At 58.8% G+C, this 23341-nt stretch carries 20 protein-coding genes; 9 read left to right on the forward strand and 11 right to left on the reverse strand.

Features of this window, described 5'->3' with window-relative positions:
* Positions 1 to 274 precede the first annotated feature (274 nt).
* Positions 275 to 1516, reverse strand: a complete 1242-nt coding sequence (locus BN1139_RS17725; protein ID WP_005354895.1) for an MFS transporter — start codon at positions 1514 to 1516, stop codon at positions 275 to 277.
* 102 nt (positions 1517 to 1618) lie between these two features.
* Between BN1139_RS17725 and BN1139_RS17730 the strand changes: the two genes are divergently transcribed.
* The gene (locus BN1139_RS17730; RefSeq protein ID WP_005354896.1) at positions 1619 to 2527 is read left to right on the forward strand and encodes a LysR family transcriptional regulator; all 909 of its coding nucleotides are present in this window, start codon (positions 1619 to 1621) and stop codon (positions 2525 to 2527) included.
* A gap of 103 nt (positions 2528 to 2630) precedes the next feature.
* Here the strand turns inward: BN1139_RS17730 and BN1139_RS21150 are convergent, their stop codons facing one another.
* The 7 genes from BN1139_RS21150 to nudF form a co-directional block, all read right to left on the reverse strand.
* A complete protein-coding gene (locus BN1139_RS21150) occupies positions 2631 to 3269 on the reverse strand; it encodes a hypothetical protein (protein ID WP_005354898.1) in 639 nt (212 codons plus the stop codon).
* Positions 3270 to 3327: 58 nt separating this feature from the next.
* On the reverse strand, positions 3328 to 5604 hold the full coding sequence (gene parC, locus BN1139_RS17735) for a DNA topoisomerase IV subunit A (RefSeq protein WP_005354900.1): 2277 nt from the start codon (positions 5602 to 5604) through the stop codon (positions 3328 to 3330).
* A gap of 71 nt (positions 5605 to 5675) precedes the next feature.
* On the reverse strand, positions 5676 to 7586 hold the full coding sequence (gene parE / locus BN1139_RS17740; RefSeq protein WP_005335894.1) for a DNA topoisomerase IV subunit B: 1911 nt from the start codon (positions 7584 to 7586) through the stop codon (positions 5676 to 5678).
* A gap of 132 nt (positions 7587 to 7718) precedes the next feature.
* A complete protein-coding gene (locus tag BN1139_RS17745; RefSeq protein WP_005354902.1) occupies positions 7719 to 8306 on the reverse strand; it encodes a YqiA/YcfP family alpha/beta fold hydrolase in 588 nt (195 codons plus the stop codon).
* A gap of 12 nt (positions 8307 to 8318) precedes the next feature.
* Positions 8319 to 9137 carry a 3',5'-cyclic-AMP phosphodiesterase gene (cpdA, locus tag BN1139_RS17750; protein WP_041980816.1) on the reverse strand — a complete coding sequence of 273 codons (819 nt, stop codon included), beginning with the start codon at positions 9135 to 9137 and terminating at the stop codon, positions 8319 to 8321.
* Between the two features lie 22 nt (positions 9138 to 9159).
* A complete protein-coding gene (locus BN1139_RS17755; protein WP_202411252.1) occupies positions 9160 to 9564 on the reverse strand; it encodes a DUF1249 domain-containing protein in 405 nt (134 codons plus the stop codon).
* Positions 9565 to 9610: 46 nt separating this feature from the next.
* The gene (gene nudF, locus BN1139_RS17760) at positions 9611 to 10252 is read right to left on the reverse strand and encodes an ADP-ribose diphosphatase (RefSeq protein ID WP_005335901.1); all 642 of its coding nucleotides are present in this window, start codon (positions 10250 to 10252) and stop codon (positions 9611 to 9613) included.
* A gap of 304 nt (positions 10253 to 10556) precedes the next feature.
* Between nudF and tolC the strand changes: the two genes are divergently transcribed.
* On the forward strand, positions 10557 to 11879 hold the full coding sequence (tolC, locus tag BN1139_RS17765; protein WP_005354907.1) for an outer membrane channel protein TolC: 1323 nt from the start codon (positions 10557 to 10559) through the stop codon (positions 11877 to 11879).
* A gap of 116 nt (positions 11880 to 11995) precedes the next feature.
* Here the strand turns inward: tolC and hldE are convergent, their stop codons facing one another.
* Positions 11996 to 13423 (reverse strand): bifunctional D-glycero-beta-D-manno-heptose-7-phosphate kinase/D-glycero-beta-D-manno-heptose 1-phosphate adenylyltransferase HldE, encoded by a 1428-nt coding sequence (hldE, locus tag BN1139_RS17770; RefSeq protein WP_005335903.1) that lies wholly within the window; start codon positions 13421 to 13423, stop codon positions 11996 to 11998.
* Between the two features lie 204 nt (positions 13424 to 13627).
* On the opposite strand from hldE, the gene lpxL reads away from it, so the two are divergent.
* From lpxL to BN1139_RS17805, 7 genes are all read left to right on the forward strand, one after another.
* The gene (gene lpxL / locus BN1139_RS17775) at positions 13628 to 14551 is read left to right on the forward strand and encodes an LpxL/LpxP family Kdo(2)-lipid IV(A) lauroyl/palmitoleoyl acyltransferase (protein ID WP_005354908.1); all 924 of its coding nucleotides are present in this window, start codon (positions 13628 to 13630) and stop codon (positions 14549 to 14551) included.
* 627 nt (positions 14552 to 15178) lie between these two features.
* Positions 15179 to 17101 carry a PTS mannitol transporter subunit IICBA gene (locus BN1139_RS17780; RefSeq protein ID WP_005354910.1) on the forward strand — a complete coding sequence of 641 codons (1923 nt, stop codon included), beginning with the start codon at positions 15179 to 15181 and terminating at the stop codon, positions 17099 to 17101.
* 37 nt (positions 17102 to 17138) lie between these two features.
* Complete coding sequence (locus BN1139_RS17785; protein ID WP_005354912.1) at positions 17139 to 18284, forward strand: mannitol-1-phosphate 5-dehydrogenase; 1146 nt, start codon at positions 17139 to 17141, stop codon at positions 18282 to 18284.
* 122 nt (positions 18285 to 18406) lie between these two features.
* Positions 18407 to 18928, forward strand: coding sequence for an MltR family transcriptional regulator (locus BN1139_RS17790; RefSeq protein WP_005354914.1), 522 nt, complete (start codon positions 18407 to 18409; stop codon positions 18926 to 18928).
* Positions 18929 to 19118: 190 nt separating this feature from the next.
* Positions 19119 to 20906 carry a cation:proton antiporter gene (locus BN1139_RS17795; RefSeq protein ID WP_005354915.1) on the forward strand — a complete coding sequence of 596 codons (1788 nt, stop codon included), beginning with the start codon at positions 19119 to 19121 and terminating at the stop codon, positions 20904 to 20906.
* Positions 20903 to 21475: a DNA-J related domain-containing protein gene (locus BN1139_RS17800; RefSeq protein ID WP_005354917.1), complete on the forward strand. Its 573-nt coding sequence runs from the start codon at positions 20903 to 20905 to the stop codon at positions 21473 to 21475. The genes BN1139_RS17795 and BN1139_RS17800 overlap by 4 nt, the downstream gene beginning before the upstream one ends.
* Before the next feature lie 64 nt (positions 21476 to 21539).
* Positions 21540 to 21788 (forward strand): hypothetical protein, encoded by a 249-nt coding sequence (locus BN1139_RS17805; RefSeq protein ID WP_005354919.1) that lies wholly within the window; start codon positions 21540 to 21542, stop codon positions 21786 to 21788.
* A gap of 61 nt (positions 21789 to 21849) precedes the next feature.
* Here the strand turns inward: BN1139_RS17805 and BN1139_RS17810 are convergent, their stop codons facing one another.
* The gene (locus tag BN1139_RS17810; protein ID WP_005354921.1) at positions 21850 to 22362 is read right to left on the reverse strand and encodes a mechanosensitive ion channel domain-containing protein; all 513 of its coding nucleotides are present in this window, start codon (positions 22360 to 22362) and stop codon (positions 21850 to 21852) included.
* A 13-nt stretch (positions 22363 to 22375) separates the two neighbouring features.
* Positions 22376 to 23341 carry a zinc transporter ZntB gene (gene zntB / locus BN1139_RS17815; protein WP_005341467.1) on the reverse strand — a complete coding sequence of 322 codons (966 nt, stop codon included), beginning with the start codon at positions 23339 to 23341 and terminating at the stop codon, positions 22376 to 22378.

The following is a 23341-nucleotide window of genomic DNA, read 5'->3' on the forward strand; positions in this document are numbered from 1 at the left end:
TGCTGGTGCCCCGCCTGCGCCAGCTGATCGCCTCCAAAATCACCCCGCCACCGGCAGCCACTGCCATTCCTGTCTAATTGGATTCGGGCCAGCCATTTCACCAGCCCCTGTCAGTACGAACGGTTGAATCCGCGACACAGCTGATAATGCAAGGGCCCCGCCATCATGGATGGCGGGGCCCTTCTCTTTTGGTGGGATGGATGACCCGCGTCTGGCTGGCGAGCCCCCGTTTAGGCTTCGTCAATCAAGCCTATGTCCCCACAGGTCTCGTTTCTCAAACATCCGATTTTGGGGTTCCCAAACGCAGCAGCTTGAGCAATCGATATAGAAAAAGTGGCTGAATAATCGTCAACACTATGGTTAGCCAAGCCAATAGAGTTATGTTGCCAAGGTGACCATCGACATTTGTTAAAATCATCGAAGAGACGACGGCAGCCGAGCCACTGAATATATGTTGAAAAACATTTTGCAATGACATGAATCCCGCCCTTTCCCAAGGCGCTGCCACTTGACTATTAACAGCAGCTACGGTGATCGTTCGGGTCGATGTAACCACCATGAATAACGTGAAAATCACTATGGTCGGCAGCCCAGGCTCATGCAAAAAGCCATCCCAAACAACCGCTATCGTCAATGCCCCCATCAAAATCGTCACTTTCATTGCGCCAAAACGGTCAATAAACAATCCACCAAGCTGCATTGAAAACAGGCTAAAAATGCCGCCCATGACATAGTACTGACTCATATCGCCGCGAGGAACATCAAGGTTAAATTGAAAATAAGCAGCTATGTTGGGAACAATAAGGAAGGTGCTGAAAATTGCCAACCCAATTGCCATAAACGCATTCAACACCACAGGTCGCTTCAACATTTCAATGGATGAAAAAGCCTTCTGACTCAATCCCAAGTGGGCCGTCATCCCGGGCAGCCTTGTATATACCACCACGCAGATACACAATCCCAAGCCACCTAAAACATAGAAAGGTGCACTCCATCCTTTTAACATTGCCAGCTCCAATCCCAACGGCACACCGGCAATCGCTGACAACGAAAACGCCCCCATCACGATGGCCATCGCTCGGCCACGTTGCTGTACAGGCGTGGCATCCACAACGATCGCCAGAGCAATGGATGTTGCAGGACCGGCAAACATACCGGCCAGCAAGCGGGTAAAGAATAAACTTTCCATATCCCATGCCAAAGCGCAGGCCCAAGTGGATAGCGTGATACCCAACAATGTGATCAGTGCAACATGCTTTCTATCAAATCGGTCGAGATATCTGGCACATAACAACGATGATAGTGCGGCTGCCAGTGCATACCCGCCTCCTAAATATCCTATATAGGTTGGACTTATATTTAGTGCGCGAGATAAATCAGGCCCAAGCGGCATAATCATCATGAAATCAAGCGCACTGACCAATTGAATCAATGCCGCCAACCAGACAACGTTAAAATTCATAACCGAACGATTATGGTGAGTTCTTTCACCCATATTATTTTCATCTAGCATCATAGTGTTTACTCTCAATCTTTAGAGATAAAAACTATACCCACTATCACATTTTAATTTTATTCGTTAAAATGGCATGGATTGTTATCAGATTAGGGATAATCAATGCGTACCGGCATGGAATTGAATGCGCTGAAGATTTTCATTGCAGTGGTTGAAAACAGCAGTTTTGTCGGGGCATCTAAAACCCTTCAAATCCCCACCTCAAATGTGAGCCGCAGTATTTCTCAATTGGAAGAAGCCTTGAACCTTCAACTGATTGAACGCTCAACCCGCCATATGAAGCTCACACAGTCAGGGCAACTGCTCTATACCCGAGTAAAACCACTGCTGGAATCACTGGAGCAAACCGAGGCTGAATTGACATCACAGCAGATTCAGCTGAAAGGTCCATTACGCATCTGTATCCCCAATGAGGCTGGGCCAAAACTGCTCGGTACTGCCATTGCCGACTTTGCCTGCCAGCATCCTGAAATAACGATCAGCTGCATTACCAATCTCTCCGGACTTGAATCATTAAGAGAGGATTTGGACATGGCAATCATCATTCACAGAGGCAAGATGGATGATTGCGATTACATAGCCAGCCATTTGACCACCATTCCCTGTACTGTTGTTGGCTCCCCGTCATTGATCCAGAAGTGGGGGCTTCCCAACCACACATCACAACTCAAAACTCTCCCCTGCATAACAACGGTGAGTGCACTGAAAGGAATGCCTTGGCAATTTACTCGCACGAGCAGTGAATTTTCCACCATCCAGGTGAATGAACACTACCGGGTCAATAGTGGCGAACTGGCGTTAAAAGCAGCCATAGCCGGTGTAGGTTTTGCCATTCTTGCCAAGGTATCTTGTCAAGAATTTATTGATAATGGCAGCTTGGTTGAAATTGAACTTGAGCTACCCGCCGCCCCATTGCAGTTGTTTGCTGTTTATGCAAATCGCCAATATCTTCCTGCTAAAACACGTGTATTTATTGAGTTCATTCGACAAAACATTATTAGTTATCAGTAGCTAAAGTCCAAAACTAAATGGCATACGCCAGCGTTTATCGTTTGCGTAGGTCTGATTACGCTTCGTTAATCAGACCTACAGCCTTATAAAGACCTGTGCAAAACTAACTCACTTTCAACACTTCTTTACCATAGTGAGTTTCACATTGTACATATTCTAATAGCGCATACAGTTTATCAGGTTCATTTCTTATAACCTTCAAACTATCCATTGTCGTTTCCCTTGGTGAAACCTTTGTTAAAAATAGCTCGCCATAAATCTCATTTTGCAAACATGATATGAGATCTCTGGTGAAACACGATATTTCTCTAGATACCCATTCTAACTTACTAAAAAAGTCAATTTTTTCAAGATATGGTTGTTCCCTAGAAAGCTCGTATAATTTTGCTTGAATCATGAAACGAGTTGTTCTAAATAACAAAGGATTTAAAATTTCGTGGCATTCCAATTCTTTGCAAAACAAATACGTGACATGCTCAAGCTGCATTGCGTAATCCATTCTTTTAGGGAGGTCAACCTCATGTCCATCCGCTTTATTAACACGCCATATCAACGCTTTTAAAGATAGTTCATCACAAGTAGATGTCAGTGCATTGGAAACAGAGAGCAATTGTTCAAATATTTTAATTTGATGTTCTTTTTTAAAGTTAGCTCTTCTTTCCCGTTGAGCTTGATAAATTGGGACAAACAATCCAAAAAAAGCTAAAAAGACAGGTGAAAAATCCTTTATGAAATCGTACATGAAATCACCAAAAAAATATTTATAATAAAAAAGGCGCTTTCGCGCCCTTCTATATTAATTACCCTTCCTGATTTTCCCCGGCGGCGGGTTCAATCTCGATGCGATCGACCCGCTGCAAACCGCGGGGCAACTTGGCGCCACGGCGGCCGCGCTCGCCGCGGTAGTAGTCGAGATCCGAGGGTTTGAGGGTGAGCTTGCGCTTGCCGGCAAACAGGGTGACCGACTGGCCCTGCGGGATCACGGCGGCCATCACCACAAACTCCTCCCGCGCCTTCACCCGAGCCGACGGAATGCTGATCAGCTTGTTGCCCTTGCCTTTGCCGAGTACCGGCAAGGTGTTGAGCGGGAACAGCAGCATGCGCCCTTCGTTGGAGATGGCCATGCAGAGATCGGTCTCCGGCGAGCCGATCTTCTGGGGTGCCATCACCTGCCCCCCTTCCGGCACGGTGAGCAGCGCCTTGCCGTTCTTGTTCTTGCCGATGAGATCGTCATAGGTGCAGACAAAGCCGTAACCGGCATCGCTGGCGATCAGATACGGCTCGCCCTCGTTGCCCATCACCAGATGGCGCACCTCTTCCCCTGCCCCCAGCGCAAAGCGGCCGGTGAGCGGTTCGCCCTGACTGCGCGCAGATGGCAGGGTGTGGGATTCGAGGGCGTAGGTTCTCCCCAACGTGGAGAGGAACACCGCCTGCTGGTTGCTGCGGCCACAGGCGTGGGCCAGATAGCTGTCCCCCGCCTTGTAGGAGAGCCCCGCCACATCGACATCGTGGCCCTTGGCGGCGCGCACCCACCCCTTGTCGGAGAGGATGACGGTGACCGGTTCGCTGGGAATAAGCTCTTTCTCGGTCAGCGCCACGGCGGTGGCACGCTCCACCAGCGGGGTGCGGCGATCGTCGCCGTACTTCTCGGCATCGGCCAGCAGCTCTTTCTTGAGCAGGGTGTTGAGGCGACGCTCGGAGCCCAAAATGAGTTCCAGCTTATCGCGCTCTTCGGCCAGTTCGTTCTGTTCGGCGCGCAGCTTGAACTCTTCGAGCTTGGCCAGATGGCGCAGTTTCAGCTCGAGGATCGCTTCGGCCTGGGTCTCGGTAATGTTGAAGCGCTCCACCATCACCTTGCCCGGCTCATCCTCGGTACGGATGATCTCGATCACCTCGTCGATGTTGAGGTAGGCGATCAGCAAGCCTTCGAGGATGTGCAGGCGAGCCAGCACTTTGTCGAGGCGGAACTGCAAGCGGCGACGCACCGTCTCGCGGCGGAACTGGATCCACTCGCTGAGGATGGTCTTGAGGCACTTCACCTGCGGCCGGTTGTCGAGGCCGAGGATGTTGAGGTTTACCCGGTAGTTCTTCTCCAGATCCGTGGTGGCGAACAGGTGAGCCATCAGCCCCTCTACATCCACCCGGTTGGAGCGCGGCACGATCACCAGACGGGTCGGGTTCTCGTGGTCAGATTCATCCCGCAGATCGGTGACCATCGGCAGCTTTTTCGCCACCATCTGGGCGGCGATCTGCTCCATGATCTTGGCGCCGGAGGCCTGATGGGGCAGCGCGGTAATGACGATGTCGCCATCCTCCTCGCTCCAGACCGCCCGCTGCTTGATGGAGCCCTTGCCAGTCTCGTAGATTTTGCGGATATCGTCGCGCGGGGTGATGATCTCGGCGTTGGTCGGGTAGTCCGGCCCCTGAATGTGCTGCATCAACACATCCAGCCCCGCATTGGGGTTGTCGAGCAGCTCGGCACAGGCGTAGGCCACTTCCCGCGCGTTGTGGGGCGGGATGTCGGTCGCCATGCCCACCGCAATACCGGTCACCCCGTTGAGCAGGATGTGCGGCAGGCGGGCGGGCAGCACCACCGGCTCCTTCATGGTGCCGTCGAAGTTCGGCGTCCACTCCACCGTGCCTTGCCCCAGCTCGGAGAGCAGCAGCTCGGAAAAGCGCGACAAGCGTGCTTCGGTATAACGCATCGCAGCGAAGGATTTGGGATCGTCCGGTGCACCCCAGTTGCCCTGACCATCCACCAGCGGGTAGCGGTAGGAGAAGGGCTGGGCCATCAGCACCATGGCTTCATAACAGGCGCTGTCGCCGTGGGGGTGGTACTTACCCAGCACGTCACCCACGGTACGGGCGGACTTCTTGTGCTTGGAGAGCGCCGACAGCCCCAGCTCGCTCATGGCGTAGATAATTCGCCGCTGCACCGGTTTGAGGCCGTCGCCGATATGCGGCAAGGCCCGATCCATGATGACGTACATGGAGTAGTTCAAGTAAGCCTGTTCAGTAAAGGTGCGCATTGGCTGGCGCTCTACCCCGTCCAGACTGAGCTCGATAGCATCACTCATATGTTTTTCTCTTGCTATGGCGCGCCCCAGGAGGGCACGCCTGAAATGCGGGTCGGCAGGTGACCGACGGCTTAGATGATGGCGAGGTTGCCCTTCTCTTCCAGCCATTCGCGGCGATCGCTCGCCCGCTTCTTGGCCAGCAGCATGTCCATCAGCTGCAGGGTCTCGTCAGCCGCATCACCTTCGCTCTCTCCTGCCGGCTCCATGGTGAGCTGCACCAGACGGCGGGTGTTGGGATCCATGGTGGTTTCCCGCAGCTGTTTCGGGTTCATCTCACCCAGACCCTTGAATCGGGTCACCATCACCTTGCCCTTCTTCTTCTCGGCTTCGACCCGCTGCAGCACGCCGTTCTTCTCGTCCTCGTCGAGGGCGTAGTAGACCTCTTTACCAATATCGATCCGGTAGAGGGGCGGCATGGCGACGTAGACGTGACCCTTCTCCACCAGCGTGCGGAAGTGCTTCACAAACAAGGCGCAGAGCAGGGTGGCGATGTGCAGACCATCCGAGTCCGCATCCGCGAGGATGCACACCTTGCCGTAGCGCAGGCCGCTGAGATCCTCGGAATCGGGGTCAAGGCCGATGGCCACGGAAATATCGTGCACCTCCTGCGAGGCAAGCACCTGACCGGCCTCTACCTCCCAGGTGTTCAGGATCTTGCCGCGCAGCGGCATGATGGCCTGGAACTCGCGATCCCGCGCCTGCTTGGCACTGCCGCCCGCGGAGTCACCCTCCACCAGGAACAGCTCACCCTGCATGGGGTCGGCGCAGTTACAGTCGGTCAGCTTGCCGGGCAGCGCCGGGCCCTGGGTAATCTTCTTGCGCACCACCGTCTTGGCAGCACGCATCCGGCGCTGGGCGCTGCTGATACAGATCTCGGCGATCTGCTCCGCCAGCTCGGTATTGCTGTTCAGATAGAGGCTGAAGGCATCCTTCACCACGCCGGAGACGAACGCCGAGCTCTGACGGGAGGAGAGGCGCTCCTTGGTCTGACCGGCGAACTGTGGATCCTGCATCTTGATGGAGAGGATGTAGGCACAGCGATCCCAGATATCTTCCGGGGTCAGCTTGACCCCGCGCGGCAGCAGGTTGCGGAACTCGCAGAACTCGCGCATGGCGTCGAGCAGGCCCTGACGCAGGCCGTTGACGTGAGTACCGCCCTGGGCGGTGGGAATGAGGTTCACATAGGATTCGGCGAGGCATTCGCCCCCTTCCGGCAACCAGCAGAGCGCCCAGTCCACCGCCGATTGTTCTGAGCTGAACGAGCCGATAAAGGGCTGCTCCGGCAGGCAGGTGAACTGCTTGACCGCATCGACCAGATAATCCTTGAGGCCATCTTCGTAGCACCACTCCAGCTTGATGCCGGTGTTCTTGTCGAGGAACTTGATGGTGAGGCCGGGGCAGAGCACCGCCTTGGCTTTGAGCAGGTGCTCCAGCTTGGTGACCGAGAACTTGGGCGAATCGAAGTAGCTCGCCTGCGGCCAGAAACGCACCCGGGTGCCGGTGTTGCGACGGCCGCAGGTGCCGGTGATGGTCAGCTCCTGCACCTTCTCGCCGCGCTCGAAGGCGATGTCGTAGACCTGACCGTCGCGACGCACCGTCACCTCGACCCGATCGGAGAGGGCGTTTACGACCGAAATACCCACCCCGTGCAGACCGCCGGAGAACTGGTAGTTCTTGTTGGAGAATTTGCCGCCCGCGTGCAGCTTGCAGAGGATAAGCTCCACCCCGCTGACACCCTCTTCCGGGTGGATATCGACCGGCATGCCGCGGCCGTCGTCGATCACTTCGAGGGACTGGTCTTCATGCAGGATCACCTCCAGATTGCGGGCGTGACCTGCCAGCGCTTCATCGACGCTGTTGTCGATGACCTCCTGGCCGAGGTGGTTGGGCCGGGTGGTGTCGGTATACATGCCGGGGCGGCGACGCACCGGCTCAAGGCCATTGAGGACCTCAATGGCATCCGCATTGTATTGAGTAGACATGGAGGGCCTTGCGAATTGACGTTTGGAGGGAATCTTAACTGCTAGGCGGGGGTAGAACAAACTCCCCGCACCGAAAGCTTGATCTGGAGAAGAACAAGCAGGGCGAGACCGCCCTTATTGACTCAAACCTGACTATAACCCGAGGAAACGGATGATTTGGGCGGGGTAGCGCTCGAACGCTACAAAGGCGTGGTTGCCGCCACACTCCAGCGAGAGGCGGGCAAAGCGGTATTCATCCAGCGCCTTGCGATAATCGAGCACCTCATCCCCCTGCTGTTGCAGGATCCAGAGTCGCTCCGGCGCCGTCACCGGTACCGCCAGTGCCCGCAGCTCGTCCATATGTTCAGGCAGCAGTTCGTACTGCTCACCCGTATAGGGATTGGTCTGGGGGCCAAGGTAGTCACAAAGCAGCTCATGCGGGCGCACCGCCGGATTGATCAGTGCAGCGCGGCAGCCGAACCGCTCGCTCACCCGGGTCGCCATAAAGCCGCCGAGGGAACTACCCACGGCGCCGAGCTTGAATTCACTGCCATAACGACCCTGCAGATCGGCGATGGTCTGTTCGATAGCCGCCCAGGCCGCCGCTGGCGTATTGGGCTGGGCCGGAATGATCACCTCGATGTCGGGCCGATTGGCGGCCACCCAGGCAGCCATCTGCTGCGCCTTGGCGGAGCCCGGTGAGGAGTTGAAACCGTGCAGATAAAGGAGAACGGACTTCATGGAATGCTCTCCTCAATAACCGGTGGCGTTGGGGTCGGGCACAAACTGCCCCACCGGCAGGCGCCACACCTCGCTGGCCACCCGCCCATCCGGATAGAGGGTGAGATAGCGCCAGCCCGGGCCGGATTCATCCAGCGCGAAGCCGTCGGATAGCGGTTTGAACTGAATGCAAGTCGATGGGCTGGCAATCAGCCGCACCCCGCGGTGCACCTCGTCAAACTCCTGATGAACGTGGCCGAACAGGATGGTCTTCTGCTGCGGATGACGGGCCAGCACGGCGAACAGGTCATCGGCATTCTTGAGATTGTGCTGATCCCGCCAGGCGCAGCCCACCGGCACCGCCTGATGGTGCAGGGTGATAAGAGCGTGGCGATCAGGATATTGACGCAGGGCGCGGTCGAGGGCGGCCAGCTGGTGATCGCCAATCATGCCGTGAGGTTTGCCACGCACCTGGGTGTCGAGCAGGATCACCTGCCAGTGGTCGCCCACCAGCTGCTTGGATTCGCTGATCCCGGCGGCATGGAGATATTCGGTCATCAGCGGGCTGTCATCGTGATTGCCCGGCAGCCAGTAGATGGGGCGGCCCAGAGGCGCCATCATGGAGGCGAAACGCTGATAGGATTCCGGACTGTGATCCTGCGACAGATCGCCGGTCGCCAGAATCACCTCGTAGGGGTGTTCATTGGCCTGCACCTGTTCCAGCACTGCGGCCAGACTCTCTGCGGTGCGCACAGCCAACAGCCGCCCTTCGGCACTCGCGAAGAGGTGGGTGTCGGTAATTTGCAACAGGCGCACACTGCCGTCCTGCGCTTGGGGGAGCTCTGTTTCCAAAATCACGCTTCTTTTTATTTGTTCAACTGGAGATATTGATCGGGCTGGTACCATGTCTGAGACAAAATTTTAGCCATTCGGCCAGAAACAGATTTACCTGCTCCTTTTCGTCCCGCTGGTGCATCTTTTTATTGGGATAATCATAACGTGGTTGCAAACGGGAAATCTGTTGCGCTGCACACACTTCCGCCATCCGCACATCATGATACAAACGAATCTCTATCTGAGCTTGTAAATATTCGGGCAATTCGGGGTTGTGCTGGCTCAGGATCACCTGATTGGTGAAGCGACTCTCGCCAATGATGGTGAGCTGGAACTGCAGATCGTTGCCGACCCGATAGCGGCGCTCGGCGCCGACTTCCCCATCAGGCGGCAGCAGTTTCATTAATGCCATGTAGTTGACCTCGCAGGTACGCTGCAAGGACATCAGATCAGGCACATAGCGCCTGCTCTGTTGCAGGGTCAGCGCCACCTCAGCGATCCGCCAGCCAGCGGGCGCGCAGCTCGCCGTGGTTGAGAGCCAGCCACTGCAGGGCAATGACCGAGGCCGCATTGTCGATGCGTCCCTCTTTGAGCCAGGCGTAGGCCTGTTCGCGGCTCACCACGTGCACCCGGATATCCTCGCCTTCATCAGCCAGACCGTGCAGTCCCTCGGCCTTGCTGGCATCCACCTCGCCCACAAAGACCTCGATCCGCTCGGTGCTGCCGCCCGGGCTCACCAGATAGCTGATGGCATGCTCGCAGCGGGCCACCTCGATCCCGGCCTCTTCCACCGCTTCGCGACGCACCACCGCCTCGGCGGTCTCACCTTCGTCGATGATGCCGGCCACCAGCTCCAGCAGCCAGGGGGTCGGACTGGTCTCCATGGCACCGATGCGGAACTGCTCCACCAGCACTATCTGGTCGCGTACCGGATCATAGGGCAGCAGCGCGGCAGCATGGCCCCGCTCGAACAGCTCGCGCACGATGGGTTGGTTCCAGCCGCCCGCAAATAACCGATGCTGCAGACGATAGACATTCACCTTGAAGAAGCCGTTATATCCAGCTGATTTTTCAATGATTTTTACATCATCGGCGGCGTAATGCCGATCTTGCGGCAAGGGTTGCTGCGACATCCGGGGCTCCCGTCAGCTTGACTTGTATCAGTTTGACCATAAAATCCGAGGAACATGAATGAACGTTCATTCACTCGGCGTACCATGGTAATGAGGGGTGGATTTTAGCAGCCACAGACCATTTGGCTAGGCGCGCGGGGAGAAAACTGCGTCCGGTTCTTGACGTTCCCGTCACCGGACCTGAGACTCTTAGCATTAAATTTTGCTTATAGTAGAGTGATTAAGCTGCAATCAAGCTTGGTCGGTGACAATATTTGCCTCTCCAGCAACCAGTTTGGGTTACTACATAAGGTTAAAACGATCTATGAAAAGAACACTTTTGTCAGTCATGGTGTTGCTGGGCGTCAGTGCCGGTGCCCATGCCGAAAACCTGCTCGACATCTACCAGCAAGCCCAGATCAAAGACCCGCAGTTGCTGCAGTCCAAAGCCGTTCGCGACCAGGCCTTCGAGAAGATCAACGAATCCCGTGCTCCTCTGCTGCCCCAGATCGATCTGGGTGCCGGGCTCAATTATCTGCAAAACAAGAACGATACCCAGAGCAATACCAACGCCAAGGGTGAGGTGACGCTGTCGCAATCCCTCTATCGTCGCAGTAACTGGGTCAATCTGGATATCAGCGAGAAGCAGGCCACTCAGTCAGATGTCGCCTACAACCTCGAAATCCAGAACCTGATGGTGCGCACCGCCAAAGCCTACTTTGATGTGCTCAAGGCGATGGATACCCTGGAATTCGTCCGTGCCAACAAGGTTGCGGTAGAGCGTCAGCTGGAGCAAACCCAGCAGCGTTTCGAAGTGGGCCTGACCGCCATCACCGACGTCCATGAAGCTGAAGCCTCCCGCGACCAGGCGCTGGCTGACGAGATCAATGCCGAAAACTCGCTGGACAACAGCTACGAGACCCTGCGCGAGCTGACCGGTATCGATCACCGCAATCTGGACGTGCTGAACACCGATCGTTTCAGCCCGCAGAAGACCGCTTTCGGCTCCGACAAGTGGCTGGAGCTGGCGCTGGACAAGAACCTGCAACTGCACAGTGCCCGCATCAGCAAGGACATTGCCAAGGAGCAGATCGATCTCGCCAAAACCGGCCATGAGCCGACTCTGGATCTGGGTGCCGGACTGCAAACCAGCAATACCGATTACAAGCTGGATAACATTCAGAGCGGTGGCAATGACAATCAGGCCAATATCGGTCTGACCTTCAAGCTGCCCATCTACAGCGGTGGCGCCACCAGCTCCAAGGTGAAACAGGCTCAATACAACTACGTAGCGGCCAGCGAACTGCTGGAGAAGAACTTCCGCTCGGTGCAGAGCACAGTACGCTCCTCCTACAACAACGTGAACGCCAGCATCGGCTCGGTACGTGCCTACAGCCAGTCTGTGGTCTCCGCCGACAGCGCCCTGAAGGCGACCGAAGCCGGTTACGAAGTGGGTACCCGTACCATCGTCGACGTGCTGGACTCCACTCGCAAGCTGTACGAGGCCAAGCAGAAGCTCTCCGAAGCCCGTTACAACTACATTCTCAATATCCTGAGCCTGAAACAGGCTGCCGGTATTCTGGAAGCGCAGGATCTGGTGGAAGTGAACCAGGGCCTGATGCCCGCCACGGCAAAAGCCAAAGGCTGATAGCCGCTATCGGACATGAAAAAGGCGACCGCAAGGTCGCCTTTTTGTTATCCGTATTTCTGCCTGCTTGCTACCGCCGATAATGAGCCCCGCCAGATTGCGGGGCCAGCAGCGCGTTAGCCGCGCTCGCGGATCGTCTTGATGATGTCGGTGGTGGAGCAGCCATCCTCGAAGTTGAGAACGCGCACCTCGCCGCCATTGGCGGTCACCTCGGCGTAACCGGCGATATCTTCCGGCTTGTAGTCGCCGCCCTTGACCAACAGATCCGGCAGGATCTCGGCGATCAGGCGCTGCGGCGTATCTTCACCAAACGGCACTACCCAATCAACCGCGCCCAGCGCAGCCAGCACCGCCATGCGGCGCTCGGTCGGGTTGACCGGACGACCCGGCCCTTTCAAACGGCGAACCGACTCGTCGGTATTGACCGCCACGATCAGGCGATCCCCCAGCTTGCCGGCGTTGGCCAGATAGGAGACATGGCCGGCATGCAGGATGTCGAAGCAACCGTTGGTCATCACCACCTTCTCGCCGCGCAGACGAGCGGCACGAACCGCCACTTTCAGTTGGGCTTCAGACATCACGCCGAAGCCTGTCTCCTGCTCGGTGTAGAGGGCATTGGCCAGCTCGACCGGACTCACGGTAGAGGTACCCAGCTTGCCGACCACGATACCGGCAGCGGTATTGGCCAGCGCGCAGGCTTCGTCCAGGCTCTTGCCTGCCGCCAGTGAGGTAGCCAGAGTGGAGATGACGGTATCACCGGCACCGGTCACATCATAAACCTCGTGGGCCTGAGCCGGCAGATGCAGCTCCGGCTGACCTTCGCGGATCAGGGTCATGCCGTTCTCGGAACGGGTGACCAGCAGGGCATCCAGCTCGAAACGCTTGACCAGATCCAACCCCTTGGCGACCAGCTCCTCTTCGCTCTTCACCTTGCCTACCACAGCCTCGAACTCGGACATGTTGGGGGTCAGCAGGGTGGCACCGCGATACTTCTCGAAGTCGGTCCCCTTGGGGTCGACCAGCACCGGAATACCCGCGGCTCGGGCGCGCTGGATCATGCCGGGCACATCGTTGAGAGCACCCTTGCCATAGTCGGAAAGGATCATCACGTCGCTATTCGGCAGCGCCTGCTCGACCTTGCTCATCAGCAGGGTGGCATCGACGGAGTGGAAGGGCTCTTCAAAGTCCAGACGCAGCAGCTGCTGGTTGCGGGACAGCACCCGCAGCTTGGTGATGGTCGGGAAGTCGGCCAGACGAACGAAGTCACAGGCCACCTTGACGCCAGCCATCTGACCGGCCAGGGCATCGGCCGCTTCATCCTGACCGGTCAGGCCAAGCAGCACGGCATGAGCGCCAAGGGCGGCGGAGTTGAGGGCCACGTTGGCTGCGCCACCGGGACGCTCCTCAATGTGTTCAACCTTGACCACGGGCACCGGCGCCTCGGGGGAGATCCGACCGGTAGGGCCATGCCAGTAACGGTCCAACATGACATCGCCAACGACCAGAACGCGGGCTTTTTCAAAATCGGGCAGGGTGATCTTCATCTGTATCGACTCTCAAAACCTGAAAAATCAGCGGGCGATTTTATCACACTCTTTTATCCGGTGTAGAAAAAGCCGACCGCAGTTGCCGCCGCTGTCACGCTAACCGGACGCAGGCTACCCCTCTGACCAGCACACAGCCATTCGCCCCCGCCCCCCCTTTTCGGCTAGAATCCCCCGATTGTGTTTGCGAACAAGAGATTAGCCATGGCCCATGACAACGCTCCCCGCCTGGAGCCCCGCCTGTTTCATCCCCGTTACTGGGCCAGCTGGTTCGGCCTCGGCCTGCTCTGGCTGCTGACCCTGCTGCCGTGGCGCAGCCAGATGTGGCTGGGCCGTCAGCTCGGTCGCCTCGCCGCCAGGATATTGAAGTCCCGGGTCAAGATTGCCCGTCGCAATCTGGAGCTGGCGATGCCCGAGCTGACCCGGGATGAGCGGGAGAAACTGCTTAAGGCAAACTTTGAGAGCGTGGGCTGCGCCGTGTTCGAGGTGGGGATCGCCTGGTTCTGGCCAGACTGGCGGATGCGCAACCTGATGAAGGTGGAAGGGGAAGAGCACGTCATCGCCGCCATGGAAAAAGGTCAGGGCATGCTGCTGCTCTCCTGCCACTTCCTGACGCTGGAACTCAACGCCCGCTGTTTCGGGCTGGTGCGCCCCGGCGTGGGGGTCTATCGCCCCAACACCAATCCGGTGCTGGAGTATGCCCAGTACCACGGGCGCTGTGCCTCCAACAAATATCTGGTAGACCGGATGGATGTGAAGGGGATGATCAAGGCGCTGCGCAACGGCGACGCCCTCTGGTATGCACCGGATCACGACTACGGCAGCCACGCCAGCGTGTTCGTGCCCTACTTCGCGGTAGAGCAGGCCGCCACCATCACCGGCACCGCCACCTTGGCTCGGGTGAAGAACACCGTCACCCTCCCCTGCTACAACATCCGCACCAGCGAGGGTTACACCCTGCATATCGGGGCACCGCTCGCCGACTACCCGAGCGGGGATGATATGATTGATGCCGCCCGCGCCAACCGCGAGATTGAAGCCGCTGTGCGCAAGGCACCAGAGCAGTACATGTGGCTCCATCGCCGCTTCAAGACCCGCCCCTCCCCCGAGGATGCCGGCTTCTACTAAGCCGCAGCCCCGACAGGGCTCAGATCGCAAAAACCGACAAACCGCCTGCTGGCGGTTTGTTTTTATCTGCAGTCTGGCCTGCGCGGCAAACAAGCGCTCCGAACATCTGCCGCTCGATAACATCCTGCATGTTGGCGCCAATTCCCATCGGCCAGCAGCAAAAGAGACCTCATCACCAACCGTAAAAACTGAAAGTGGGTTACAAATTTATTGATTCATTGGTAAGCAATGGAGTATTTCGATAGATCCATCGCCACTACCCACTGATGAGTAATTGAGTGATTTGTCCCATTCGAATACAAAAATTGAATTTGTGATGTAAATCACCTTTTCACGAAGGAGCGGCAAAGCTGAATTGGTGATCTAAACCACAAAAAATGGTCATTCAAAACAGAAAAGATCGAAATGTAGCCGAATTACAGCGAGCGAATGTGATCTTCATCACTGGTTGGAGAGGGGGCATGACGGGGTATCTGAGATGTGGATCACAAGACACCCCGTTTTCAGCCTAATTTGATCGCAAGCTGGTAGATTGAAGTTGCTTAGACGACCGGGATGGAGGTTCGGCAAAACCGGCCATCCCGAACTACCACTTTTAATCAAACAGGCTTAAAACGGGGTCCCGACATGTTATCACCGGATACCAAAGTCAAGATACAGAATTTTGGACGCTTCCTGTCCAATATGGTCATGCCCAACATAGGCGCCTTTATCGCCTGGGGCTTTATTACCGCCCTCTTCATTCCCACCGGCTGGCTGCCCAATGAAACCTTGGCCAAGCTGGTTGGTCCCATGATCACCTACCTGCTGCCGCTGCTGATTGGCTATACCGGCGGCAAGCTGATGGGGGGTGAGCGCGGCGGCGTGGTCGGTGCCATCACCACCATGGGCGTCATCGTGGGGACCGACATCCCGATGTTCATGGGCGCCATGATGGTCGGCCCGCTCGGTGGCTGGGCCATCAAGCGTTTCGACAAGGCGATGGACGGTCGCGTCAAGAGCGGCTTCGAGATGCTGGTCAACAACTTCTCCGCTGGCCTTATCGGCATGCTGCTGGCGATCCTCGCCTTCTTCGTGATTGGCCCCTTCGTCAAGGTGCTCTCCGGCGTGCTGGCCGGTGGCGTCGGCTTCCTGGTGGATAACCACATGCTGCCGCTCACCTCCATCTTCGTTGAACCGGCCAAGATCCTGTTCCTCAACAACGCCATCAACCACGGCATCTTCTCGCCGCTGGGGATCCAGCAGGCGACCGAGCACGGCAGCTCTATCTTCTTCCTGATTGAAGCAAACCCGGGCCCGGGCATGGGCGTACTGCTGGCCTACATGGTGTTCGGTCGCGGCGCCGCCAAGCAGTCCGCTGCAGGTGCCTCCATCATTCACTTCTTCGGCGGCATCCACGAGATCTACTTCCCGTACGTGCTGATGAACCCGCGCCTCATTCTGGCGGTGATCGCCGGTGGCATGACCGGGGTCTTTACCCTGACCCTGTTCAACGCCGGTCTGGTCTCACCCGCGTCGCCGGGTTCCATCTTCGCAGTGTTGTTGATGACGCCGAAAGCCTCCCTGATCGGGGTCGCCCTCTCCATCATCAGCGCCACTCTGGTCTCCTTCCTGGTCGCCGCCGTATTCGTTCGAGCCCAACAGCCGGAAGCCGACGAGGCCGATGCCCTCGGTGAAGCCACCCGCAAGATGAAAGCCATGAAGGGCGGCAAGCCCGAAACCGCAGCGGCCAAGAAGCCGGGCGGTGAACTGATGGCGGTGCGCAATATCGTGGTCGCCTGCGATGCAGGCATGGGTTCCAGCGCCATGGGCGCCGGCATGCTGCGCAAGCGGGTACAGGCCGCCGGGCTCGATATCAGCATCACCAACCGCGCCATCGATCAGCTCGACGATCAGGTGGACTGGGTCATCACCCACAAGGATCTGACCGAGCGGGCCCGTCGCCATGCGCCGCATGCCCACCATATTTCCCTGACCAACTTCCTCGACAACGGTCTCTATCAGGAGCTGGTACAGAGCCTGACTCAGGCCGCCAACGATGACGTCGCCAACCCGCAACTGCTGGTGGCGGCCAACGACGACAGCTACGAGCCGCAAGCGGCCGAAGTCTTTACCCTGAGCCGTCATGACGTGCATCTGGGACTGAAAGCCGACAGCAAGGAGGCCGCCATCCTGACCGCAGGCCGACTGCTGGCAGAGCGCGGCTACGTGGCGCCCGACTACGTCAACGCCATGCTGGAGCGCGAACAGCTGGTCTCCACCTACCTCGGCGAATCCATCGCCGTGCCGCACGGCACCATCGCCGCCAAGGAGTTTGTGAAGCGTACCGGCATCGTCATCTGCCAGTACCCGGCCGGGGTCGCCTTTGGCGAGGCTGCCGATGAGGTAGCGCGGCTGGTGATCGGCATCGCCGCCCGCAACGACGAACACATGCAGGTAATAACCCGCCTGACCAATGCACTGGATGAACCCGGTCTCATCGACCGGCTGGCCAGCACCACGGATCCCCAGGCCTTCCTGGATCTGCTGGGTGCCGAACAGGCTGCGTAATCATCTTTCATCGTCTTTGGTTCAAGAGGTTAATATCATGAAAACATTGCATTTTGGTGCTGGTAACATCGGTCGCGGCTTTATCGGCAAAGTGCTGGCGGATGCCAGCCATCAGGTCACCTTCGCCGACGTCAACGACACCCTGATCGACCAGCTCAACCACCGTCAGGAGTACAAGGTCCATGTAGTAGGGGCGGATCAGAAGCTGGATGTGGTGCGCAACGTGGCGGCGGTGAGCTCCGCCGGTCACGAGGTGATCGCGCGTATCATCACTGCCGATCTGGTCACCACGGCAGTGGGCCCCAACATTCTGGACAAGATTGCCAGCACCCTGGCCAAGGGGCTGCAGGCCCGTTTCGATGCCGGCAACCTGACCCCGCTCAACGTCATCGCCTGCGAAAACATGGTGCGCGGCACCAGCCACCTCAAGCGGGAGGTACTCAAGTACCTGCCGGTCGCGTATCATGCCACGCTCGAATCCTGTATCGGCTTCGTCGACTCGGCGGTGGATCGCATCGTGCCGCCCGCCGCGGCTGCCAACGATGATCCGTTGGAAGTGACGGTAGAGAGCTTCAGCGAGTGGATCGTCGATCAGACCCAGTTCAAGGGGGAGCTGCCACAGGTGGCTGGCATGGAGCCAACCGACAACCTGATGGCCTTCGTCGAGCGCAAGCTGTTCACCCTCAACACCGGCCACATCGTCACCGCCTACCTCGGCAAACTGCGGGGCTACCGCACAGTGCGCGAGGCGATCGAGGATCCGGTGATCCGCAGCAAGGTGCGCCGCGCCATGGAGGAGAGCGGTGCCGTACTGGTGAAACGCTACGGCTTCGACCCGCGCCTGCACGCCGCCTACATCGAGAAGATCCTGGCCCGCTTCGCCAACCCCTATCTGGTGGACGAGATTGACCGGGTCGGTCGTCAGCCACTGCGCAAGCTGGCGGCGGGGGATCGACTGGTGAAGCCGCTGCTCGGCACCCTGGAGTACAGCCTGCCGAGCGATCAGTTGCAGGAGGGGATCGCCGCGGCGCTCCACTATCGCAATGCCGATGATCCGCAGGCGGTCGAGCTGCAACAGCTGCTAGCGGAGCTTGGCCCGGCCAAAGCGTTGGCCCGCGTCACCGGACTGGATGCAGAGAGCGAAATCGTCCACACCATAGTGGCTCGTTACGAGACCTTGTAATACCCTGCTGGCGGCGCATGACCGGACGCTCCAATTGATTGAATCGCAAGGAAATGCGCCCCATATGATAAAAACCGGGAGAGAGGCTGACTCTCTCCCTGTCAGCTGGACCCAATGCACCTATGACCACACACCAGGAAGATGAAGTACTGGAACGACTGAACGAGCAGGATGGCCCTCGCGGCTTCTTTCTCGAAGCCGTGACCATCCTGGAAGAGGCGGTCGACTCCCTGATGCGACGCGCGTTCCGTCAGGAGGAGTATGCCGTCAAATACGCCATCGAACCCCTGCTCAACCAGAGCGGCCCCCTCGGCCAGCTGGAAGTGCGCCTCAAGCTCATCTTCGCCCTCGGCCTCATCTCCCTTGAGCGCTATCAGGATCTGGAAGCCTATCTCAAGATCCGCGACTTTCTGGTGCGCGACCCCAAGGATTACCGCTTCAGCGACAAGCCGATCCGCGATCTGCTTGACCGCCTGCACGGGGTCAATCAGGGCGGTATGATGAAACTGGAGCCCCCTGCCAGCGAAGAGGATTGGGCCTTCTACCAGATGCAGCTCAACCGGCTCGATCAGATGGTGCGCTCCGCACTGGTACTGGCGCTGGCCGACTGTGTCGGCGAGCTCCACAAGGAGAGCCCCATCTAATCCGGCCCCGAGGCCACCCCATCACCACGGTTGGCGTCTGGCTGGCGCCCTTCACACCACCGCCAGCCACCATGACGCCGACTGTCGCACATCTCCCCATCCCGGCCATGATGCACGCTCCTTCAGGTGTCAATCTGACCAACTTAGCCACTACACTAGCTCCATACTCACTGCCTGAATCGAGGTCTGCATGATTGCCCTCTCTCTGGCCGGGATCGCCCTAGTCTCCGTGCTGGCCCAATGGCTCGCCTGGTCGCTGCGGGTACCCGCCATCCTGTTTCTACTTCTTACCGGCCTGACTCTGGGTCCGGTCAGCGGCCTGCTCGACCCCGATGCCCTGCTCGGGGATCTGCTGTTTCCGCTGGTCTCCCTGTCGGTAGCCATCATCCTGTTCGAGGGGGCGTTGACCCTTCATCTGGCCGAGCTCAAGGGGATCGGCAAGGTGGTGCGCAACCTCTGCTCCACCGGCATGCTGGTCAGTTTCGCCGTCATCGGCAGCGCCGGTTACTTCCTGCTGGGGCTGGACTGGCGGGTCGCCACCATGCTCGGCGCGGTGCTGGTGGTAACGGGCCCGACGGTGATCGCCCCCATGCTCAACGTGATCCGCCCCACCCGGGAGGTAGACCGCATCCTGCGCTGGGAGGGGATCGTCATCGACCCTATCGGCGCCCTGTTTGCGGTGCTGGTGTTCGAGGCGGTACGCCTCGGCAGTCAGGGGGATCTCATCAGCCATACCCTGCTGGCGCTGGGCAAGACAGTGCTGGTCGGTTCCCTGATCGGGGTGGCGGCAGGCTGGCTCACCACCCTACTCATTCGCAAGGACTGGCTGCCGGTCAGCCTGCACAAATTCGGCGTGCTGGCGCTGGTGCTGGTCACCTTCAGCCTTTCCAACTGGCTCAGCCACGAATCGGGCCTGCTGGCAGTGACCGTGTTCGGCATCTGGCTCGCCAATCAGGAGGGGCTGGATCTGGAGGAGGTGCTGGCGTTCAAGGAGGATCTCGCGGTCATCCTTATCTCCAGCCTGTTTATCCTGCTGGCGGCCCGCCTCGATCTGGCCCAGCTCTGGCAACTCGGCCCCATGGTGCTGGCGCTGCTGTGCGTGGTGCAATTCGTGGCGCGTCCGCTCTGTATTCTGGTCTCGACCTGGGGCTCGGATCTCTCCTGGCGAGCTCGCGCCCTGCTGAGCTGGATCGCCCCGCGCGGCATAGTCGCGGCGGCGGTCAGCGCCTCGTTCGCCATCAGCCTGCATCAGGCCGAGATCCCCGATGCCGACAAGCTGGTGCCACTGGTGTTTGCGGTGATCATCTCCACCGTGGTGTTGCAGAGCCTCACCTCGGCACCGCTGGCCAGCCTGCTCAAGATGCGCCAGAGCGCCCCCAACACCTGGCTCATCATAGGGGCCAACTCGGTGGCGCGGGCCATCGGCAAGGCGCTGGCGGATCTGGGTGTGCCGGTGCAACTCTGCGATCCCGCCTGGGAGTTCTGCAAACAGGCGCGGATGAGCAACCTGCCCTGCTACTTCGGCAACCCCCAGTCGGAGCATGCCGAGCTGCACCTGCCGCTCACCAGCATCAGTACCGTGCTGGCACTCTCCCCCAACCGCCACAACAACGCCCTCGGGGTACTGCACTTCGCCCACCTCTACGGCGAGGAGCAGGTCTACTCCCTGCGATCCAGCGAACAGCACGGCAAGGCCAACCGGGAGAGCGCCACCTTCCGCGCCCGCCAGAACCTGTTCGGCCCCGACATCAATTATGCCAAGCTGAGCGGTCTGCTAAGCCGGGGTGGCCAGATCAAGGCGACCCGCCTGAGCGAAGCGTTCGACTGGGCCCAATATCAGGCCGCCAATCCCGGCGCCATCCCGCTATTCGTCATGGATAGCAAGGGCAAGCCCCACATCGTCACCGGCCCCGTCACCCCGCAGGCGGGTGAGTTGCTGATCGCCCTGCAACCGCCCAGAGAGCAGGGCGCCGAATGAGCGAGGCCACCCACAATCCGCTGATCGCCCCGCTGCTGGCCCTGCTGCAACAGGCGGCGGGCAGCTACAAGGTACACGAACTGATGGCCGACCTGCGCCAGCAGGGGGCAATCCCGCCCTTGGCCGACGATGAGCAGTTGCAGCTGTTTCGGGTCAACTTCCTGATCATGAACGCCCTCTACCAGCTGCAGGCCGAGCTCTGGCAAGAGGGGTGGTGGCTGGTGATCAGTACCCTGGATATCCGGCTCGAACCGCTGGCCGGGAATCAGGAGGTCAACCACGGCTTTGCCGTTGGCGAAAATCTGCGTAGCTACTATCTCGACTGGCAGGTGTTCTGGCAGACGGATCGGGCAGAGGTAGAAACCCTGCTCAACCGCTTCTGGCGCACCTATGACGGGGAGGGGCACAAGGAGGAAGCGCTGGCGCTGTTCCAGCTGGATGAAGGGGCGAGCCAGGAGGCGATCCGCCGCCGCTGGCGGGAGCGGGCATTGCAGCACCATCCGGATCGGGGTGGCAATGCCGAGACCTTTGTCCGCATCCGCTGGGCATGGGAGGTCCTGCGGGGATGATCCCGTTGCCGCATATAAAGGGCAGGCATAGACTGGAGCTGGATATTCCCCACAGGAGAGCATCATGACAGTCAGTGAACTTCGTAAGCTCTATCAGCAACAGATCCTGCAAGAGGCCGAAATCCTCCACGACGTGGCCATCCCCGGATGGATCATCGAATTCAGAGGCAAGGATGGCGCCCTCTACGAGCTGACCGACACCCTCGGCTGCCCGGTCAGTTTCGGCACTGTCGAGCAGGCCCGCGAACATCTGCATCAGGTGGCCGACTGCCCGGTTCAGGTGGAGCACCTCTACCGCTTCTTCGAACGCTAGCGCCACCCACCGCACAGTAAAAAGGCTCCCGAGGGAGCCTTTTTGTTAATCCGGTTGCTTTCTATTCCGGTTGCAGTGGTTCCGCCACCTTGCCCTCCAGCTTTCTGACCGGCTTTTGCAGGATCAGGTTGGCTGGATAGGTGACCAGATCGCCGTTGTCATCACGCACCCGCACGTAGAACAAGCCAATCTCGGTGATGACGCCGGTGACCGAATCATCCTTGTCGAGGATGCGGATCCGGTCGCCAATCTTGTAGGGGAAGGCGAAGAAGATGGTGATGCTGGCGGTGATGTTGGAGAGGATCGACCACTGGGCGACCATGGCGACCCCCAGTACCGCAAAGAAGGAGGACGCGAGCACTACCAGTCGGGAGAAGTCGAGCCCCCATACCCCGGCCAGCACCAGCAAGGTGGCGCAGCCGAGCAGGAAGTGGAACACATGGGCCACGTAGAGCACCCGGTTCTCGCTCACCTGCCTGCTCTGACCGAGCGCCAGCAGGCTCTTGTGAATCAGCCGCCGGATCAGGGTATGACCCAGCAACAGCAGCAGGGTCAGGCCAATTGATTGCCACATGGGTTACGCCTCCTTACCACCAGCGCCGATGTTTGAGCCAGATAGCCAGCCCGCTTGCCAGCGCCACCAAGGATCCGCAGAAGACCCAGAAGGCGGTCGGATTCTCGGCCCCGGGGATACCGCCGAGGTTGATGCCAAACAGGCCGGTCAGGAAACTGGCGGGCAAAAAGAGCAGCGCCATCACCGACATCTGGTAGGCGCGGCGGTTGGTCGCCTCCGCCATCAGATTGTTGATCTCGTCTGCCAGCACGGCGGTGCGTGCCACTCCGGCATCGAGGTCATCGAGCCAGCGCCGCAGCCGATCGGCGATATCGAGCAGACGACGGCGGTCATCCTCATCCAGCCAGCTGATCTTCTCGTTGGCCAGCCGCGCCACCAGATCCCGCTGCGGCGAGAGGTAGCGGCGGATCATGATGAGCTGCTTGCGGATCAGCGCCAAGCGGCCATTGGCGGGCATGTCGCGCATCAGCACCATCTCCTCCAGATCGAGGATCTTGTCGTGCAGCTCCTCGACAAACTCCCCCGCCCGATCGGTCAGGGCATCGCAAATCTCTACCAGCCAGTCGGCCGGGGTATCGGCGCCGCCCCCCAGCTTGAGCTGGTTGAAGACATCCTGTTCGGAGAGCAGCGGACGACGACGGCTGCTGATGATGAGATCCGGGGTGATGAAGATACGCAGCGCCACCATCTCTTCGGGCCTGTGATCCTTGTTGTGGTTGATGCCGCGCAGGATCAGCAGCACCGTCTCCCCCATCCGCACCAGCTTGGGACGATTGCTCTGGCCGAGCAGCGACTCCCTGGCCGCCTCGCTGAGCAAGGGGGTCTGCAACAGCCAGCGCGCCGAATCGGGATTGCCGTAATCCAGATGCAGCCAGCCGGGATGCGCCGCCGGGACTTCGCTTCCCGCCGTCAGCGGCGCCATGCCACCCTTGCCATCCAGAGTCAGGGCATAAATCACTTCACCGGGCACCCGATCCAT

The organism is Aeromonas veronii bv. veronii (genome assembly GCF_000820225.1).
Classification (GTDB): Bacteria; Pseudomonadota; Gammaproteobacteria; order Enterobacterales; family Aeromonadaceae; genus Aeromonas; species Aeromonas veronii.